The sequence below is a fragment of the Streptomyces sp. AM25 genome (assembly GCF_058146165.1).
In genome coordinates, this window is sequence record NZ_JBKIWN010000003.1 from 434,410 (window position 1) to 452,765 (window position 18,356).

Sequence of the window (18,356 nt, forward strand, 5' to 3'; positions counted from 1 at the left end):
AGGCATACTGCAACAACCTTTAATAAAGAAGCACGCAAAAAGCCTTTGCGGAGGACAGGGTGGGGACCACGCAGCTGGAACCGGTGCCGGAGCCGAAGTACTGGCACTTGAAGACCGTCCTCAGCGACGCACTCGACTCCGAGTTCGCCGTGGGGGAGATCCTGCCCAACGAGCGCGATCTCGCCGCCCGGTTCGGCGTCGCCCGGGCCACGCTCCGGCAGGCGCTCGAGCAACTGGAGCTGGAGGGACGGCTCCAGCGCCGCCGCGGCGTCGGCACCACCGTCGCCCCGCCCCGCATGGGCGTGGCCGTCGGTGACGCCGGGCACGTCTGGCCCGGCACCGCCGCCGACTCCTGGCAGGTCGTCGACGGCGCCGAGGCCGCCCCGCCCGCGGCCGTCGCCCTCCTCCTCGGCACCGGCGCCGAGGAGCCCGTGCACACGGTGCGCCGCATCCGCAGGACGCACGGCCAGACCGTCGCCGCCGAGCTGCTGTACGTCCCGGCGGCGAGCGTCCCGGGCCTCGCCGCCATCGACGCGCCCGGCGGAGCGGCCCGCGCCCGCGCCGTGCTGCGCGAGCTCCAGCGCCTCCAACTCGAAAGCCAGGAGCGGTCCGTGGAGCTGGGCTCGGCCCGCGCGGACGACGCCAAGCAGCTCGACCGGCTCCCCGGCTCGCCCGTCCTCGTCGTCACCACCCGCTACACCGCGGGCGGCGGCACCGCGGCCGTGGCCGTCGCCACCTACCGCGCGGACACCTGCCGGCTCACCTTCGGCGGGTCGGACGTACAACTGCTCGCCGGCTGAGGGTGGTTCTGCGCGCTCGGCCACGATGCGCCCGCAGATGACGCGCTGCCCTTGTTTCCCGGGGCTTCGCCCCGGACAGCACGTCGACTGCGGGCCGTCGGTGGCTGGTCGCGCAGTTCCCCGCACCCCTTACGGGGCGCCCCGTGCCGTGACGGTGCCCTCGACCGCGAAGAGTTGCTCCTCCACGTGGTCGAGGGCCAGCCGCAGGGCGCCCGTTGCCACCGCGGCCTCGCCGAGCAGTGACTGCGCCACCTGCGGCGGGCGCAGACAGTAGCGGGCCAGCTCCCTGCGGAGCGGTTCCAGCACGCCGTCCGGGCCGGCCGCCCAGCCGCCGACGACCACGAGCTCCGGGTCCAGGGCCAGCACCAGGGCCGCCACGTCGTGCACCAGGCGCCGCAGATAGCGCTCCACCGCCGCCCGCGCGCGCTCGTCGCCCTCGTCCGCCAGCGCGAACACCCGGGCCACCTGGGCCTCGTCGAGCGGGTGCAGCGGTTCCCCGGTGGGGGACAGCACCTCCTCCGGGGTGGCCTCGCGGCCCAGCAGGTGCAGGGCGCCGATCTCACCGGCCGCGCCGCCGAAGCCCCGGTGCAGCCGCCCGCCGATCAGCGAACCCGCCCCCGGGCTCAGCCCGGCGAGCACGAAGACGATGTCGTCCGAGCCGGTCGCCGCGCCCTTCCAGTGCTCCGCCACGGCCGCCGCGTTGGCGTCGTTCTCCACCAGCACCGGGCACCGGAACGAGCGTTGCAGCCGCTCGCCGAGGGGCAGTCCGGTCCAGCCCGGCAGCGCCGTGCCCAGCCGGACGGTCCCGTCCGCCTCCACGATGCCGGGGCTGGCCACGCCCACGGCCCGCAGCGAACCGCACGGCACGCCCGCCCGCTCCAGCAGCCCTTCGACGGCGCCCCGCACCTGCTCCAGGCGCTCGTCCGCGGAGGCCGTCGCGGAGACGTCGACCGACGCCGACCCCACGACCCGCCCGCCGAGGTCGGCGAGGAGCGCGGCGATCCGGTGCGCCCCGATCTCGATGCCCAGCAGGTGCCCCGCCTCGACCCGGAACCGGAAGCGCCGGGCCGGCCGCCCCTGCCGGCGCGCCGCGCCCTCCTCGACGGGCGCCTCCGCCACCAGGCCGGTCGCGATCAGGCCCTCGACCACGCCCTCCACGGTCGGCCGGGACAGGCCCGTCACCTTGACCAGGTCGGTGAGCGTGGGGGATTCGGCGGCACGCAGTGCGTGCAGCACCACAGCTGAATTGATCCGCCGCAGCAGAGACGGATCCCCACCGGTGAGCCGCCCCAACGTGCCGCCTCCTCGCTTTGCGTGCGCTTTGCCTGTTGCCGGATGGTAGCCGGTGCGGGTCCGGGCGGCGAGCGTCCGGACGCGCCGGTTCAGTCCGTCCCGGCCGCCGCGCGCAGCCGGCCGTACTCCTCGGCCATCGTCGCGAGCGTCCAATGTGCGTTGAGGCCGCTGGGGTTGGGCAGCGCCCAGATCCGGGTGTCCCCGATCGTCCGCTCCTGCGGGCCCATGGCGGCGCGCTTGTCGCCGAAGGCCGTGCGGTAGGCGGTCACCCCGGCCACGGCCAGCCAGCGCGGCCGCAGCCGGGCCACCTTCTCCGTCAGCAGCCGCCCGCCCTCGCGGAACTCCTCGGCGCTCAGCTCGTCGGCCCGCGCCGTCGCCCGCGCCACCACGTTGGTGATGCCGAGCCCGTGGGCGAGCAACTCCTCCTGCTCCGACGGGTGGAACCGGCGCGGGGTGAATCCGGACGCGTGCAGGACGGGCCAGAAGCGGTTGCCGGGGCGGGCGAAGTGGTGACCCGTGGCGGCCGTCATCAGGCCCGGGTTGATGCCGCAGAACAGGACGCGCAGACCGCCCGCGACCACGTCGGGGACGAGGCGGTCGCGGGCGGCTTCGAGTTCTTCAGGAGTCATGCGTCACAGGATGGAGCCCGGCACGTAAGCGGCCGCCTCCGGGTACTGCTTGGCGATCTCCTCGATGCGGGAGACGACCGAGGCGACCTGGTCGGCCGCGGCACCGCTGAACGACAGCTTGTCGGCCATCAGCCTGTCCAGCGCGGCACGGTCGAGCGGGATGCGCTCGTCGGCGGCCAGCTTGTCCAGCAGCTCGTTGCGCTCGGTGCCCTGCTCGCGCATGGCCAGCGCGGACGCCACCGCGTGCTCCTTGATGACCTCGTGCGCGACCTCGCGGCCGACGCCCGCGCGCACCGCGCCCATCAGCACCTTGGTGGTGGCGAGGAAAGGCAGGTAGCGGTCCAGCTCACGGGCGACGACGGCCGGGAAGGCGCCGAACTCGTCGAGGACGGTGAGGAACGTCTCCAGCAGGCCGTCCAGCGCGAAGAACGCGTCCGGCAGCGCGACGCGGCGCACCACGGAACAGGAGACGTCGCCCTCGTTCCACTGGTCGCCCGCCAGCTCGCCGGTCATCGACGCGTAGCCGCGCAGGATGACCATCAGGCCGTTGACGCGCTCGCAGGAGCGGGTGTTCATCTTGTGCGGCATCGCCGACGAGCCGACCTGGCCCGGCTTGAAGCCCTCGGTCACCAGCTCGTGGCCGGCCATCAGCCGGATCGTCTTCGCCAGCGAGGAGGGCGCGGCCGCGAGCTGCACCAGCGCGGTCACCACGTCGTAGTCGAGGGAGCGCGGGTAGACCTGGCCGACGGAGGTGAAGGCCCGGCCGAAGCCGAGGTGCTGCGCGATGCGCTCCTCCAACTGCGCGAGCTTCGCGGCGTCGCCGCCGAGCAGGTCGAGCATGTCCTGGGCGGTGCCGACCGGGCCCTTGATGCCGCGCAGCGGGTAGCGGGCGATGAGCTCCTCGGTGCGGCCGTGGGCGACCAGCAGCTCGTCGGCGGCGGTGGCGAAGCGCTTGCCGAGGGTGGTGGCCTGGGCGGCGACGTTGTGCGAGCGGCCCGCCATGACCAGCTCGGCGTGCTCGCCCGCCAGCTTCCCCAGCCGGGCCAGGACGGCGACGGTGCGGTTGCGGACGTGCTCCAGGGACAGCCGGATCTGCAGCTGCTCCACGTTCTCGGTGAGGTCGCGGGAGGTCATGCCCTTGTGCACGTGTTCGTGGCCGGCGAGGGCGTTGAACTCCTCGATGCGGGCCTTCACGTCGTGCCGGGTGACCTTCTCGCGCTCGGCGATCGAGGCCAGGTCGACCTGCTCCAGGACCCGCTCGTAGTCGGCGAGGGCCGCGTCCGGCACCTCGACCCCCAGGTCCTTCTGGGCGCGGAGCACGGCGAGCCACAGCTTCCGCTCCAGCGTCACCTTGTACTCGGGGGACCACAGGACGGCGAGCTCCGCGGAGGCGTAGCGGCCGGCCAGGACGTTGGGGATGCGAGGCTTTGCAGTCACGTGACCAGAGCTTACCCGGCGTCTTTGGCGCCCCGTGAACGTCCAGGCAGTCCGGAAGAGCGCAGGCCGGACATGTTCCGGCCTGCACTCTCCTGCGGGTCTGTGAGACGCGTGTGAGATGACCGCTGCCCGCGTCAGGATGCGGGAGCCGCCCCGGACCCGCGGGCGCAGCGTGCTGTGCCGCTCGGCGAGTGCGGCTTGCCCTTGCCGCTCGTCGACACGTGGCTGCCGGCGGGCGACCGGGGAGTTTGCGCGCCGGGGCGGCGCAGGTACCAGCGGGTGGGTTCGCGTACGGCCTCGGGGCGTCGAGCGCCAGATGCCGTGTCCCAGTCCGCCCCGTCCTCGCCGGGGGCCTGTCGTGCTGGACCGGCATCTCTTCCGGTGCGGGGCCTGACGGACCACCTGATCAGCCGCCCGCTCAGGGGCGCGTGGGAGTCCGCCTTCGCCGAGCTCACCACCGTGACCGCGGCGACGGCCGCGACGGCCGCGTGAACCTGACAGATCTGCGCCGCCGGCTTCTGGCCGACGTCCTCGCGATCGGCACCCCCTGCCCGCTGGTGATCACCGGCGGGCAGGGGGTGCAGGCCCACGGTCTGGTCGACCGGTTCTCCCAGGACCTGAACGTGGCCACCGAGAACCCGGCCCCCATCGACGAAATCATCCGCACAGTCGGCGACGGCCTGGCCGCGCGCGGCTGGGGCATCCGGCACATCGAGTCCAGCCCCCTGTCTGGCCGGCTTATCGCCACCGACCCCGCCACTGGCGAGGAGCGAGATCGACGTCCTCAAGTAGGCGTTCTGGGCCCCGCCCACGATCACCGAGTACGGCCCGGTTCTCTCACTGGACGACGTGATCGGCACCAAGGTCTGTGCACTCGCCGACCGCGGCGCGGTCCGCGACCTCATCGACGTCCACGCCGCCACTCGACACCGCACCACCGCCGCCCCTTGAAAACCTCGGCCGCCGCCACGCCCGCTACGAAGTCAGCCTTCAGGACCTGCACGACCGCCTCGCCGGCGCCGAGTGGTGGGACGACCAGGACTTCACCGACTACGGCCTGAGCCCCGAGCAAGTAGAGGACCTGCGCGCTTGGGCCCTGGCCTGGGCCGCCGACCTCGATACCCGGCTGCACGCTGAGGAAGACCCGGACGACAACTGACCCGCCGGGCCGGCCGAGCCCCGGCACTCAACCAGCGGCGCGGAACTCGTTGCTCTCTGGGTCCAGCCTGACACTCGGTGGTGGGGGTCGACCGCCTGGTCGGGCAGGACGGCGACGTCGGTCTGGGCGGCCAGCGCGTCAAGCTCGCGTCCAGCCTCGGTGGACAGCGCGTCATCCTTCGGTTCGACGGGCAGCTGATGCACGTCATCGCCGACGGCCGCGTCGTCAAAACCCTGCCCGCGCCAGTCCCGTCAGAGCGCCGACCCCAGCTGAGTGGAGCTCGCAGCCAGCGCACCCTCGTCATCCCGCCCACGGCGTAGCCTCTCCAGGCACAGCGGAGAGCGCCCGCGGACGGCGTGGTCATGGTGGGCGGCCAGCAGCTGCGTATCGGACGTGCCCACGCGGGCAAGTACGTCACCGTCCTCATCGAGGACACCGTCTTCCGCGTCCTCGACGGCGACGTCGAACTGTCCACGCACCGAAGGACCGGTGACAAACCCGTGACCCGCTTCAAGGCAGTCGTCCGCACCAAGTCATAGCGGAGGAATGTCCAAGATCTACTGGTGACGTCCAGCGTCTTCTGGAGCAAATCTGTCCAAGATCTCGCGGGACCCCACACCGGCAGCACTCGCCCGCACCGGGTACGTGGGCACGGCCAATGGCGGCGATGTCCCGTACCGGGCCGCCGGAGACGTTCAGCAGGTCTGCGAGCCTGCCCGCCTCGACAGTGCCGAGCCGGTCCGCGATGACGAGCAGCTCGGCGTTGGCCCCGGTCACCATGGACAGGGCCGCGGCAGCCGGGATGTCCTGGTCGTGGACCATCATCACCAGCTCGTCGCGCAGCTTCCAGCCGTGCAGCCCTGGGGAAGGCGCGTCCGAGCCCACCCGAGCCGTACGCCCGCCTCGTAGGCGCGGTGGACCAGACGGTTGCCACAGCAGAAAGCACGGCTCACCGCCGCGGGGCGGGAACCGTCCCGCCACCTCCCACCACGGGGCTTGTACACGCTTTCAAGCCCGGTCCTGTCTTTCGATGTCTTCGTGGTCAGGGTTCTGTTTTCTTTCGCCGGGGTGGTGGCGGGGCGGGCGGATGTGGGATGGGGTCTGTGGGTTCCGGTGTGCCTCTTTGCCGTGTGCCGGTGTGTGCCGGCTGGGCCGGGGGCGTGCGTGTCGGGGCCTGCTCATGTGTTGTTCAGGATCCGCTGTGCCGGGCACGGCGGTTGCATAGGAAAAGAGGCCGAACCGGATGACGACACATCTGAACGGTGCAGAGGGCATGAGTGGTACGCGTGTCCAGGCGGAGGAGACTGCCGGGACGCAGGCGCGTGACGGCGGCCCGCGCGGTATGCGCCGGTGGACGCGTGCCAGCGTAGGCGCGCTGCTGGTGGCGTCGATCGTGGGCGGTGGTGCGGCGCAGGCCCTGGCCGACGGCTCCAAGGCTGCGGCAGGTGATGACTGCACCCCGACCGAGGGCTTCAGCCACTGCAAGATCTTCGACTACACCGGCAAGGAGGAAACCTTCACCGTCCCCGCCGGCGTCACCACCCTCGACATCCGCATGTGGGCCGCAGGCGGAGCCGGCAGCAGGTATTCCCACTCCAGCGGCTCCGGTGGTGGCGGCGGCTATACCCACGGCACCGTCCAGGTCAATGAGCACAACCGCCAGCTACACCTCGCTGTCGGCCAGGGCGGCACCGTCAGCGGTCAGCCCGCATTCGGCGGTGGCGGCGCAGCGAAGACCGACGGTGGCGGGGGTGGAATGTCCATCCTCTGGGCCGAGGACACCTCCACCAGCGCTCCGCATCCAAGCCTTGTCGCTGGAGGAGGCGGAGGCGGCGGCTGGAATAGCGGCAACAATGGCGGCGTCGGCGGCGGTACCAACGGCGGTGACGGCGGCGGCAACTCCGGCGGTCTGACATCAGGCGATGGCGGCAAGGGCGGCAGCAACAACGTTGGTGGCAACGGTGGTAGCGGCGGTTACGGCAGTGGCGGCAAGGGCGGCAGCAACGGCGGCGACGGCAGCAACGGCAGCAGCGGCGCTGGTGGTAAGGGAATAGGCGGAGGCAGCGGGGGCGGAGGTGGCACCGGCGTCAACAGCTTTGGTTCATTTGGTGGTGGTGGTGGCGGCGGCTACGGCGGTGGCGGCGGTGCGTCCTACAGCGGTGGCGGTGGCGGTGGCGGTGGCTTTGCCGGTACTGAGGCTGTGGGGGTCGCGGACGGGTCCACTGTTGCTGGAGATGCCCAAGATGCTGCGGTGAAGGACGATTCGTTCTACAGCGATGGCATCGGTGAGGGCGGTCAGGTCGGTAAGGCTGGTGGTAATGGCCGGATGGTCATCCAGTGGAATGATGCGCCGGTAGTCACGTCTCCTGCCGCTGGTTCCGAGGTGGGGTCGATGCGTCCGGAGATCACCGGCAAGGGTGCCAAGGGTGCCACGGTGGAGGTGAAGCTCAAGGACGGTGAGGCCCTGGGCAAGCCCGTCGAGGTCGACGACGAGGGCGAGTGGAAGCTCAAGCCGTCGCAGGACCTGCCCGAGGGCGAGGTCACTCTGACGGTCACCCAGAGCGTGGACGGCAAGACCTCCGACCCGGTCGAGCACGCGTTCACCGTCAAGCGTGACAGTGTCAAGGTCAACCCCTCCAAGATGGAGCAGACGGCGGCGGGGGACATTGACGGTGACGGCAGGGCCGACCTGATCGCCAAGCCCGACAAGAACGCCGGCCTGTACTGGTTCAAGAGCAACGGCGACGGCACGTACGAGCAGGGCCGCAAGATCTTCGACAGCTGGGACTACACCCAGACCAACGCCGGTGACTTCGACGGCGACGGCCACACCGACATCGTCGCCGCCGACTCCAACGGCACCCTGCACCTGTGGCGCGGCAACGGCGACGGCACCTTCAAGGAGAAGCAGCGCCTGACCGGCGGCTGGGAGGGCAAGGAGCAGACCACGGCCAAGGACTTCGACGGTGACGGCATCGCCGACCTCGTCGCCCTGGACACCACCACCGGCAAGCTCAAGCTCTGGCGCGGCACCCGCAACACCGGCAACCCCTTCGACAAGCCGATGGTCCTGACCCCGTGGGAAGGCTTCAGCCAGACCACCGGCGCGGACGTCGACGGTGACGGCAAGGCCGACCTCGTCGCCGCCACGAAGGACAAGGACGGCAAGACCGTCCTGAAGTACTGGCACTCCAACGGCGACACCACCGGCAACCCCTTCATCAAGCCCGTCACCCTGACCAAGTGGAACAACTTCCGCCAGGTCACCGCCGGCGACGTCACCGGTGACGGCAAGGACGACCTCATCGCCGTCGACGGCACCGCCAACCAGCTCAAGAACTGGTTCTCCAACGGCAACGTCACCGGCAACCCCTTCGAAAAGCCCCTCACCGTCACCCTCGAAACCCCTAAGGAGTAACCCGGCCCCGGCCCCCGTCGATGCCCTGTCCGCCCGGCCCACAGCCAGGCGGACAGGGCATAGCGGCGATCTCGTGAGGCGGCAGGGGCAGGAAACTGGCAGGGTCTCCGGCTGCCGAGAACGATGTCCGGCACCGCACGTCACAGCTTGGAGCCCTGCTGCGCGCGTCCATTTCACCGTGCAAGCGGAGGCACACCAGCCGCCCGCGGTGCAGTGCAGGACACGATGCCAGGACATGCAGACGGCCCCGCTGGAAAACCGGCTGATACCCCTCACCGTGCGGAGCCGAGTGCGGCGATTGTGGACTCGCAGTCGGTGTGGGCGGTGGCGAACGTCCCGCGTTCGACGTCTTGGTGGGACGGCGGGAAATGGGTGGCAACTTGTACGCGAACGCGCCAAGTCGCGTCCGAGTGGCAGTCCGTACGCGACGTGGCACTGGACCGGGTACGCCGGTAACGGGTGACGGGGTGGAAGCGGCAACTGGTGTCAGAAGCCATCCGCATTCCGCATGTGGTCGCTGGATTTCTGCTGGTCGGGCATGAACTTCGACTGGCGGCGGGGGAGTTCGGGCGTTCGTCTGTTCGCGTCGTGTTCGTGGAGGTGGCTGATGCCGTCGGTGCTCGGTCTGCTGGAGGCCCGGGAGAAGAAGGTCCGCGAAGAGGTGGCCCGGCTGCGCGAGGAGGCTGAGCGGATCACAGCCGCGCTCAGCGCGGCGCAAGCGCAGTTGGAGCGGCTCGGCCAGGCCCGCGAGACCGTCACCGAGGTGCTGGCCGGGCCGGACGCCGGGATGACGGGCCAGGAGAGGGCCGCCGCGGTGCCGGGTTCGACGGTGCCGCACCGCGTCGAGGGTGCCGGTGCGGAGATTCTTGCTCCGCAGTACCAGCGGATCCTGTCCCTCCTGGCGGCGCCGGAGGCCGCCGGTGGGATGCGGGCGAAGCAGATTGCGCTTGCCCTGGGCGAGCCGACGGCCCCGGCCCGTGTCGAGGGGGTGCGCTCGCGGCTGAAGCGGCTGGCCGCGCGGGGCTGGGCTGTTGAGGCGGAGCCGGGGCTGTTCACCCTCCGCACGGAGCCGGCGGCCGCGTGAGGAAGGCGTCCCGGCGGCGCCCGGCCAGACGGGCGCTCATGAGCATGGTCATGGACCACAGCACTACGGCCGCGTGCATCTCGGGCAGCGTCACGGCATCGCGCGCCAGGCCGGGCGAGCGGACCAGCCGGCTCAGCGTTCCCTCCACCACTCATCTTCGCGTTCTGTGAAATCTGATCTGTCAAGTAGTTCAGTGTTTGGCCTGGTTGACGGCGACGACCGGCAAGAGTGTCGCGGTCGCCGGGACGCCGATCTCGCGGGGTGTCGCCCCGGTCGGCGTGGGAACGTCGGCCAGCCGTTCCAGCTGCTGGCCGGGGGCGGCCTGGCCGTCGTCGGGGGCGGCGCGTTCCTCGTCGCTGAGCGGGACGCTCGCCGGCATGCGCTGGAGGTTGTCCTTGGCCTCCAGGAGCTGCCCCTGGCTGGAGTCCTTCGGCGTGTAGAAGTCGCAGCGAGCGCAGGCCATGCGGTGTGGGTACTGCTCGAAGAAGGTGCAAGTGCAGAACCCGTGACCGAGGTCGTCGTACTGCCATGGCTCGCCTGGCGCGGCGGCTCAGGAGAGGACCGCGTCCCGGTCGAGGGATTGCGGCCTGGTCAGTCCTCTGTGTTGGCCTTGCGCAGGTCGGTGTGGAACGGGGCGACTCGGGCGAAGTGGAGCAACAGCTGGGCCACGTCCTCCTGGGCCGCCGGCATACCGAGTACCGACGGCATTAGCCATGTCCACGAGCGACGCAAGCAAGACGGGCTACCAGAACTGTCCTTCCGCCGGGCCAAGTTTATGCACGGCCGGCATAACCCCATCGGTCACCTTCGGGATGCGCTTGGATGCCGCTCGAACCCGTTGGCTGGCGGATTTCTCAAATCGCCGGCTTCACAGACAAGGGTGGCGCTCTGCTATCGCCGGATGTGCATCAGGGGCGTCATTTTGAAGCGCCTTCAGCTTGCGGGATGAGACCGTTGTGGAGGTGTTGAGCCCACTTGGCGCGCCAGGCGAGTGCGTCCTGCACAGCTTCGGCGAGGGGTTTGCTGGCTGTCCAGCGGAGAAGACTGCGAGCGGTGGTGCACGAGGTGTAGCAGCCGATGGTGTCGCCTGGACGGGGGCCGGCGTGGCGGACTTCCAGGAAGACTCCGGCGGCCTCCTCGAATGCTGCTACCAGTTCGTGGACAGTGGTTCCCTGGCCTGTTCCGATATTGATGGACCGGTACCGTGCGTCGGGGCCGGCTTCGGGAGGGAGGACGTTGTCGAAGTGTTCGAGGGCGGCCAGGTGGGCGAGGGCCAGGTCCCATACGTGGATGTAGTCGCGGACGGCGGAGCCGTCTCGTGTGGGCCAGTGCACTCCAGTGACGGTGAACGGGGTGCCGGTGGTGTGGGCTTCGATGAGCTTGCCCAGGACATGGCCGGGGTTGGGGTCCTGCGGGCCGGTACGCAGGTGGGGGTCGGCGCCGACGGGGTTGAAGTAGCGCAGGGAGATGGCCCGTACAGGGGTGCTGGTGGTCCAGTCCTGCAGGATCTGCTCGGTCATCGCTTTGGTGCGGGCGTATGGACTGTCAGGAACTACGGGGCTGGTTTCGTCGACACGGCCGTCGGAAGGCGGGGCGTATATCGATGCACTTGAGGAAAAGAGAAGCCGGGAGCAGTTGTTGCGCTGGAGTGCTTTGAGGAGGGGGACAGTCTTGCCGACGTTCTCGTGGTAGTAGTGCAGCGGATCGGTGACGGAGTCGGGGACTACGATCTTGGCGGCACAGTGAACGGTGGCATCGATATCCGGGTGTTCGGTGAAGATACGGTCGATCAACGACTGGTCAGAGATGTCACCTTGATAGAACGGGCGGCCGTGGAGAAATTCTCTGCGCCCGGTGGAGAGGTCGTCGAGGACGACAGGGGCGATGCCGTGGTCGGCCATGGCTGAGGCGATGGTGCTGCCGATGTATCCGGCGCCACCAGTGATGAGGACTTTCTTCATCGGGAAATGCTCCTGGTGTCTGAATGGTTTCGGTCCGGAGAAGGAAGTCTTTGATGTTCCGGCATCGGTTCCGGAGGGAGTCTTCCTCCGTGCTCGCTGTGTGTGATGTCCGTTTACAGCAGCTACGGGATCTGGCGTACTCTCGCGGCCGAGGGTGCCTTCGGCCGGCATGGGGGTGGCCAAGAGATCTGCATCGCGAGTTGGGCTTCGGATCTCTCATCTCGAGTGAGCGGCACCGGGCATGGCCGCCTTCGTGTCTGCAGGGGTGTCGTTGCGTTCTGTGGGTGCGATGCGGAGGTTCCGCTGGTCGGCTTCCCGGGCCAGGCGGGCGACGGCCTCGTTGATCCGGGCGAATGGATCGCTGCCTGTGGGTCCGAGCAGGAAGGCTCTGAGGTCCTGGCGTGCGGTGCTGAGTGCGTCCGCGGACGGGTCCAGCACCGCATCGAGGAGGAGGTCCATGCCGCCGGCATCGTTGGTCACCACGATGGCAGCGCGGGCTGCGGCGTGCCGGCGCCGGAACTCATCGGGTCCCAGGCCCGCGGAGTCCGTGACGGCGTAGGGCTTGCCGCTGGCCAGGAAGTCGGAGACAACGCTGGATACGTCGGAGAGCAGCGCGTCTGCCTGGTTGAAGCAGTCGTGCAGAGCGGGGCTCGCCGTGGTGATCACCTGGTGCTCCCAGGGGGGCACCGACTGCCAGAATGCCTTGCTCCGGGCCTCGTGCAGCCGGCGGATGCGCAGGGAGAAGCTGCTGTCGTGTTCTGGCTGCAGGCGGCGGGTTCTCTCAAGTGCCGTGGTCTGGGCTTCGATTCGGTCCAGCAGCGAGCGTGCTGCGTCGGTGACCGGGGTGGCTTTCCATCGCGGATCGCGTCGGCGTTCGCGTGCGGCTTCCTCGATCAGTGCAACGATCCGGCGGTGGGCCGCCGATGCTCGCGGATCACGGATGCCGGTGAAGGGGTGCGGCCGGTAGAGGACCCGTACGGGGCGGTCGCTGCTGAGCAGGGACCGCACGAGGTTCTCCCCTGCCAGCAAGAGCGAGGTGTTGCCGGGCTCGTCGGTCCACCCTTCCCAGGTCGGGGCGTAGAGCACGGTGGGAACGGGTGCGGGGATGCGGCTGGCTGCGGTCTGGATGCCGGACAGCTGGGGGCGGCCCACTTCGGTGATGTTCTCGTCGCGTACTCCGATGGCCGCTTGGGCGTAGCGGGTGCGGCCTGCCGGGCCGGCGACCCAGACCTGGTCGTAGGCTTTGCAGAAGGGGTTGAAGCTGGCGGCTTTGTCGCTGTCGCCGTGGCCGATGAATGCGTGTTTCGTGGTCGGGATGCGCAGGAAGTGGATGTTCTTGCCGACGTTGGCGGGGTACAGGGCCACTCGTACTGTCGAGAAGTCCAGGCGCATGAGGTGGGTTGCGGCGGGGACGCAGATCACGGGAAGTGTTGTCGGGGCGAGCGCGTTGAGGATGGTGCGTTCGCGCAGGACCACCAGTGTTCTGGTGTGGAGTTGTTCCGCTGTGCGGAGCCACATGTTGATCTGGTATGCGGATTTCTTCGATCCGGAGAAGTAGAGCACGGTCTCCGGTGCATGAGCCGCCAGCCAGAAGTTCACCGATGCGATGAGCTCATCTGTGGCGGGAAGGTTTTTTGCACGGTGGAGTGCGTGCCACAGCAGCATCAGGTAGACGGTTGCGCCAAGCAGGGATGCTGTCATGCCTGCTGCAGCCGGCCAGATGTCCTGTGCCATCACGGCAATCAGGATGCCGGACACGGCAGGTATGTCCATCCGGTCCATCTTCTCGGCATGCTGAGATATCAGATGCTTCGGCGGCTGCGGGGCGGTCTGGCCGTGCACGGTGTTCTGCGTGATGACGGCCGGCCGGAATCGGGTGCTGGTCAGGGTGGCGAGGTTTCCGTGACAGATCTGTACGACGAGCAGGACGAGGAAGAATGCAGCACTGGCCGACAGGGCTGCGTCCGTGTCCGGCATCGTCTGTGTGAGCAGAAGCAGCAGGAGAAAGCGGCGGAGGAACGAGCGTATGGAGACGCCGAGCCGGCCTTTGCGCAGCAGCGTGATGTATCTGCTCCGGGTACGGTGCAGATACCAGTCGCCTGTGTAGGCTGTCGCGGCTCCGGTTATGAAGAACCACGGGCTGGAGAGCCAGACGGCGCCGGCCATGACGGCGTAGCCGCACAGCAGGCCGAGGGCGGCTGCCTGTTCGCTCCGCCTGCTGGTGCGTGCGGCTGTCTTGAGCGTAGTGACGATCATGATGGGTTTCTTCGCTGGGTTTGCAGCTGTCAGGTCAGTTCCAGCAGCTGCAGTGGCTGGTAGTTCGTTGGTTTCTTCCCCTGTTCGTGCTCGTACTGGCGCTGTGATCTTGCACGGGTTGAGGCAGGGACGTGGGGGGACGTCACGCCAGGGGTGTCAGTTCCGGCATCGGCAGATGCGTGGTTCCCGGGGCCTTCGCTTCCATGGGGGTTTGCCTGCGGACGTCGAAGACATGGCCTGTTGCGTCCGACAGCAGTACGTCGACCGAGGTTTGTGCCACGGCCTCGGGGGTGAGCAGTGACTCTTCCGGTTCTTCGCCGAAGGCGCTGAGGCGCATCGGAGTCCGTGTGCGCTCGGGGTTGATGCAGTTCACGCGGATGCCGGCGGACGCCCATTCCTCGGCAAGTCCCTGGGTGAGGTTGACCGTTGCGGCTTTGGCGGACGAGTACAGGACGTACTGCTCCCGCCCGCGGGTGTAGCTGCTGGAGGTGTACATCAGCAGCTGCCCCTTGGACTGGCGCAGGTACGGGTATCCCGCCCGTGCCACGAACACCGGTGCAAGGTAGTTGACGGCGGTGGACCGGTGGATCTCCTCGGCATCGGTCTCGGCGATGTTGCCGACGGTCAGGATGCCGGCGGTGTTCACGATGAAGTCGATCCGGCCGGTCTGGGCGTGGGCTGTGCGCAGTGCGGCTTCGACATGGTCCGGGATCTCCACGTGGGTTCCTGTGAGCGTCCGGCTGAAGCGGAACACCCTCGCGCCGTGCTGCTCGGCGAGGTCTGCGACATCTGCGCCGATGCCGTAGCTGCCGCCGAAGACGACCAGGACCTTGCCGCTCAGGTGCTCGGCGTACACAGAGTCGGAGCTGCTGGCCGGCGGCAGCTGGGATTGCAGCTGGAAGAGCTTGTCGGTGATGAAGAGGTCGACCGGGTGGGTGACTTTGACGTTGTGCTCCTCGCCGCACACGACCCTGATCGGCACATCGGGAAGGTAGCGCAGAACGACAGCGCAGTCGTCCGTTGCGGTGAAGTCCGGGTCCTGGGCTGCGCGTTCGTAGGCCCGGCGTATGGCAGAGAGCCGGAATGCCTGAGGGGTCTGGCCTCGTTGCAGGGAGCTGCGGTCGGGGATGTCCTCGATATAGGCGCCGCCGTCGGCCGAGGTGCGGGTGACGATCACCGTGTCGGATGCCGGGACCGCGACGTCCACTGCTCCGTGGTCGTCCAGGGCCGTGATGCAGTCGGAGATGACGCGGTGGGACACCAGTGGACGCACGGCGTCATGGATCAGCACCTTGGTGTCATCGTCGTGCCCGAACTCTTCGGAGAGTACGTCCAGAGCCTGTCGCGTCGTCTCGTTCCGGGTGACTCCTCCGGGGTGAATACCGCGGACCTTCACCATTTTGGCGCGGTGGACGATGTCGCGGACTTCCGGAATGTAATCCTGCTTCATGAAGATGACGATGTCGTCGATGTCGGCGGATGAATCGAATATGCGCAGGGTGTGCTCGATGATCGATTTTCCTGCGATCTTGACGAGCTGCTTTGGCATGCCGAGCCCGACGCGGGAGCCAGTACCGCCGGCGAGAATGACAGCGACGGTGCGGGGCGGCTTCTGGTCCGCAGCATCAGGCATGAGGGTCTCCTTGCGTATTCTGGCGCCGGTCGGCGGGCTGGTGAGAGGTGCCGGTTTCGGTCCGGCTCTTACAGGCTGGCACCGCGCGCCCGGCAATCGGAGGGCGAAAGATGGTAGCCGCGGTCGAAAGATGAGTCCGATGAGGCCCCGGGCGTCGTCGCCGGCCGCGCCCCCCATCCCTCCCCTGGGCGCTGCGGCCCTTCACCGGGTGCAACAGTCCGGGACGGGCTGTCCGGAGGATGTGCGGGGAGTGCATGCGCTCGGTCTTGCGGTGCCTGGATGGCACGGGTCCTGGAGTTCTCCTTCAGCAGCCAGTGGCCGCCGGAGGATCTCACCTGCTGCGCCGGCCCGAAGCCCGCGGAGGGTCACGGACAGGTGTGTGACCGGAGGGAGTACCCGGCGGCCTTGCCGTGATGCGTCCGATGCGCAGGGACGGGCGGAGGACTGCTGGTGGCCGGTATCGAGCAGACGTACTCGGCATGCATCGGCCACGTTGAAGGAGTCTTTTGTTTCGCAGATCGGTCCCGGCGCCCAGGACGGCTCTGTCGTCATTGCGGCTTGAGATTGACCACGTTCATGGAAAGCTCGTTGTCCACGGTGAAGAAAGGACGGACGCGCACGGGTCCGTGTTTTGTTTTCTTGAGTACGACCGGGCTGTAGTTGTGGATGTGTTTCTTGTCTGTGTAGTCACCGAGGAACCGTGCGATGCGGACCGGGTCCTCTCCCTGCCCTGGCTGCAGATAGAGGTCCCACACATCGTGTTCCTCCGCCCGTTGCTGGGCGGGAGTTTTTACCGGGATCGTGAAGCGGAACCCGTTTCCTGCCAGGGGTGCGGCAGGAAGGCTGAAGCTGATGTCTCGAAATTTTCGGCCCCTCGCAAGGAGCTGTGCCGCGCTGGTCATCTGTGCCCCCCACAGGCGGCCCTCCACGGTGACATAGTGCTCACCGATGGAGACGCTGTCGGCTTCTGCGTGAGCGGCGGCACGTACCCGGCTGTGGAGGGAGAGGGTCTCGTCGGGGTTGACCACAGGGGTGAGGGTCTGCCATGCGTGCCCGTCGGTGCCGGGTTCGTTGATCTTCAGTAGGTTGCGGTTGTCGAAGACCCCTGTCTTGAGGCGTCGCCGGAACGCAGTACCCGCAGCCTCCAGGTACAGGTCCCAGTTGCCCTCGGGCAGTGATGCGCTGCCGCGGAGCAGGGTGACGGTGTGCTCCATGCTGCCGTCACCGTCATCGGTGGGCGCCAGGTCGAAGGACACGGAGGGTGTCGCCGACGTCCGGTCGATGCAGACCAGCCGCAGTGAAGGGAAGCCGGAGGCTGGCACGGTCAAGTGGACGTGGCCCTGTTCAGAGACCTTCCACGAGGTCGTGGCCGGCAGTTTTCTGCCTGCTGTCAGGCTGTCGAAGAGTGCGTCGTAGCGATCGGCGATCGTGTGTGGCGTGAAGCGTTCGGTGCTGCGGCGGGCGGCCGCACCTATGGCGTCACGCCTGACGGGGTCGTCGATCAGTGCGTGCAGTGCCCGGGCCAGTTCGTGTGCGTCGTCGACGGGTACCAGCAGGCCGTTGGAGCCATGGGTGATGATCTCGCGAGGCCCGTAGTCACAGTCGGTGCTCACCACGGGGACGCCTGCCGTCATGGCCTCGATGATGTTCATCGGGAGGCACTCGGATGCTGATGCGGACACCGCGATGGCGGCTTTGGACCACTCCATTTCCATGTGCGCGGAAGGACCCATGAGGAGGATCTGGTCGTGAAGGCCGAGCTGGCCGACCAGGGTATCCAGCGGCTTGCTTTCAGCACCCTGCCCGTAGATGCGAAGCCGCCAGTCGGGACAGCTTTCCGCAAGCAGGCTGAAAGCGCGGACGAGAACGTCGTAGCGTTTTCCTTTGTCGAGTCTTCCGGCGGCGATGATGGTCTTGGTATCTCCGTCGGATACGGGCCCGCCCAGCAGGGGAACACAGTTGGGGATCGAAGTGACGAATACCCCGGACTCGGTGAAAAGCTGCCGGATGTTGGCCGCGTCCTCGTTACTCACCGAGACCAGGGCGTCAAGGTTTCTGGAGGCTTCCCTAAGGGCCTTGCGCTGTTCGCCGCCAAGTGAGTAGCTTGCCTGGTGGATCTGCGCGATCTTGAGGAAGTCGCCCCCGACTCGCCCCAGAAACACGGCTATGCCGGGGTGGCAGGATATGACGATGTCGGCATCCGTCGTGGAGAGGTACTCGGCCAGGCGCACCTCCGTCAGACGGCTGTTTTCCGACGTCCTCATTCCGTCCTTTGCCGGGAAAATCCGCACGGGTGCATGCAGGAGGGGGTCGTCACCGTCGAAGCGGACGGAGGTCTCCCGCATGTCGATGAGGTCCACCGTTCCCACGCGCGGATCCAGGGCGAACCGGGGAGCATCCCGGTGGCGGAGCAGTGAGACGACCTCGACGTCATGGCGCTCGGCCAGGGCTCCCGCCAGGTTTACGGTGCTCTTCACCACCCCTCCGATGCCGTACCGGTTGTGAATAAGGAAAGAAATCTTCATAACGCATTCCCGTCTCAGTGTAAAAAATAGGTAACTCGTGGTTCATGTGTTCACTTTCAAGCAGTCGCCTGGAAGTTTTAGGTTTTTGCAGCATGTACTCAGGTGCCGTCACCCCGGTTCGGCCAGCAGGTCATCAGCCGGGCGCGGCCGGCTGATGAAGA

The 18,356-nt window shown here is 68.2% G+C and carries 13 protein-coding genes and 1 pseudogene; 6 read left to right on the forward strand and 8 right to left on the reverse strand.

What is annotated here, in order from left to right:
- Positions 1–59: 59 nt before the first annotated feature.
- Positions 60–800, forward strand: coding sequence for a GntR family transcriptional regulator (locus ACLHRZ_RS05945; protein ID WP_490417182.1), 741 nt, complete (start codon positions 60–62; stop codon positions 798–800).
- A gap of 129 nt (positions 801–929) precedes the next feature.
- On the opposite strand, the gene ACLHRZ_RS05950 is transcribed toward ACLHRZ_RS05945, so the two are convergent.
- From ACLHRZ_RS05950 to purB, 3 genes are all read right to left on the reverse strand, one after another.
- On the reverse strand, positions 930–2,093 hold the full coding sequence (locus ACLHRZ_RS05950; protein ID WP_490417183.1) for an ROK family transcriptional regulator: 1,164 nt from the start codon (positions 2,091–2,093) through the stop codon (positions 930–932).
- Positions 2,094–2,182: 89 nt separating this feature from the next.
- Positions 2,183–2,722 carry a G/U mismatch-specific DNA glycosylase gene (gene mug / locus ACLHRZ_RS05955; protein WP_490417184.1) on the reverse strand — a complete coding sequence of 180 codons (540 nt, stop codon included), beginning with the start codon at positions 2,720–2,722 and terminating at the stop codon, positions 2,183–2,185.
- Positions 2,723–2,725: 3 nt separating this feature from the next.
- Entirely contained in the window at positions 2,726–4,159 is a 1,434-nt protein-coding gene (purB, locus tag ACLHRZ_RS05960; RefSeq protein ID WP_490417185.1) for an adenylosuccinate lyase, read from the reverse strand.
- Between the two features lie 488 nt (positions 4,160–4,647).
- Between purB and ACLHRZ_RS05965 the strand changes: the two are divergent.
- From ACLHRZ_RS05965 to ACLHRZ_RS05985, 5 genes and pseudogenes are all read left to right on the forward strand, one after another.
- Positions 4,648–5,318, forward strand: a pseudogene (locus ACLHRZ_RS05965) (nucleotidyl transferase AbiEii/AbiGii toxin family protein).
- A gap of 77 nt (positions 5,319–5,395) precedes the next feature.
- Positions 5,396–5,638: a hypothetical protein gene (locus ACLHRZ_RS05970; RefSeq protein WP_490417186.1), complete on the forward strand. Its 243-nt coding sequence runs from the start codon at positions 5,396–5,398 to the stop codon at positions 5,636–5,638.
- A gap of 42 nt (positions 5,639–5,680) precedes the next feature.
- On the forward strand, positions 5,681–5,857 hold the full coding sequence (locus ACLHRZ_RS05975; RefSeq protein ID WP_490417187.1) for a hypothetical protein: 177 nt from the start codon (positions 5,681–5,683) through the stop codon (positions 5,855–5,857).
- Between the two features lie 734 nt (positions 5,858–6,591).
- Positions 6,592–8,736, forward strand: a complete 2,145-nt coding sequence (locus ACLHRZ_RS05980; RefSeq protein ID WP_490417188.1) for an FG-GAP repeat domain-containing protein — start codon at positions 6,592–6,594, stop codon at positions 8,734–8,736.
- A gap of 607 nt (positions 8,737–9,343) precedes the next feature.
- On the forward strand, positions 9,344–9,820 hold the full coding sequence (locus ACLHRZ_RS05985) for a hypothetical protein (protein ID WP_490417189.1): 477 nt from the start codon (positions 9,344–9,346) through the stop codon (positions 9,818–9,820).
- 190 nt (positions 9,821–10,010) lie between these two features.
- Here the strand turns inward: ACLHRZ_RS05985 and ACLHRZ_RS05990 are convergent, their stop codons facing one another.
- The 5 genes from ACLHRZ_RS05990 to ACLHRZ_RS06010 form a co-directional block, all read right to left on the reverse strand.
- Positions 10,011–10,283 carry a hypothetical protein gene (locus ACLHRZ_RS05990; protein ID WP_490417190.1) on the reverse strand — a complete coding sequence of 91 codons (273 nt, stop codon included), beginning with the start codon at positions 10,281–10,283 and terminating at the stop codon, positions 10,011–10,013.
- Between the two features lie 454 nt (positions 10,284–10,737).
- The gene (gene galE / locus ACLHRZ_RS05995) at positions 10,738–11,781 is read right to left on the reverse strand and encodes a UDP-glucose 4-epimerase GalE (protein ID WP_490417191.1); all 1,044 of its coding nucleotides are present in this window, start codon (positions 11,779–11,781) and stop codon (positions 10,738–10,740) included.
- Positions 11,782–11,997: 216 nt separating this feature from the next.
- Positions 11,998–14,037: a hypothetical protein gene (locus ACLHRZ_RS06000; protein WP_490417192.1), complete on the reverse strand. Its 2,040-nt coding sequence runs from the start codon at positions 14,035–14,037 to the stop codon at positions 11,998–12,000.
- A 142-nt stretch (positions 14,038–14,179) separates the two neighbouring features.
- The gene (locus tag ACLHRZ_RS06005) at positions 14,180–15,670 is read right to left on the reverse strand and encodes a D-ribitol-5-phosphate cytidylyltransferase (protein WP_490417223.1); all 1,491 of its coding nucleotides are present in this window, start codon (positions 15,668–15,670) and stop codon (positions 14,180–14,182) included.
- Positions 15,671–16,218: 548 nt separating this feature from the next.
- Positions 16,219–18,195: a glycosyltransferase gene (locus ACLHRZ_RS06010; protein ID WP_490417193.1), complete on the reverse strand. Its 1,977-nt coding sequence runs from the start codon at positions 18,193–18,195 to the stop codon at positions 16,219–16,221.
- Between the last annotated feature and the right edge of the window lie 161 nt (positions 18,196–18,356).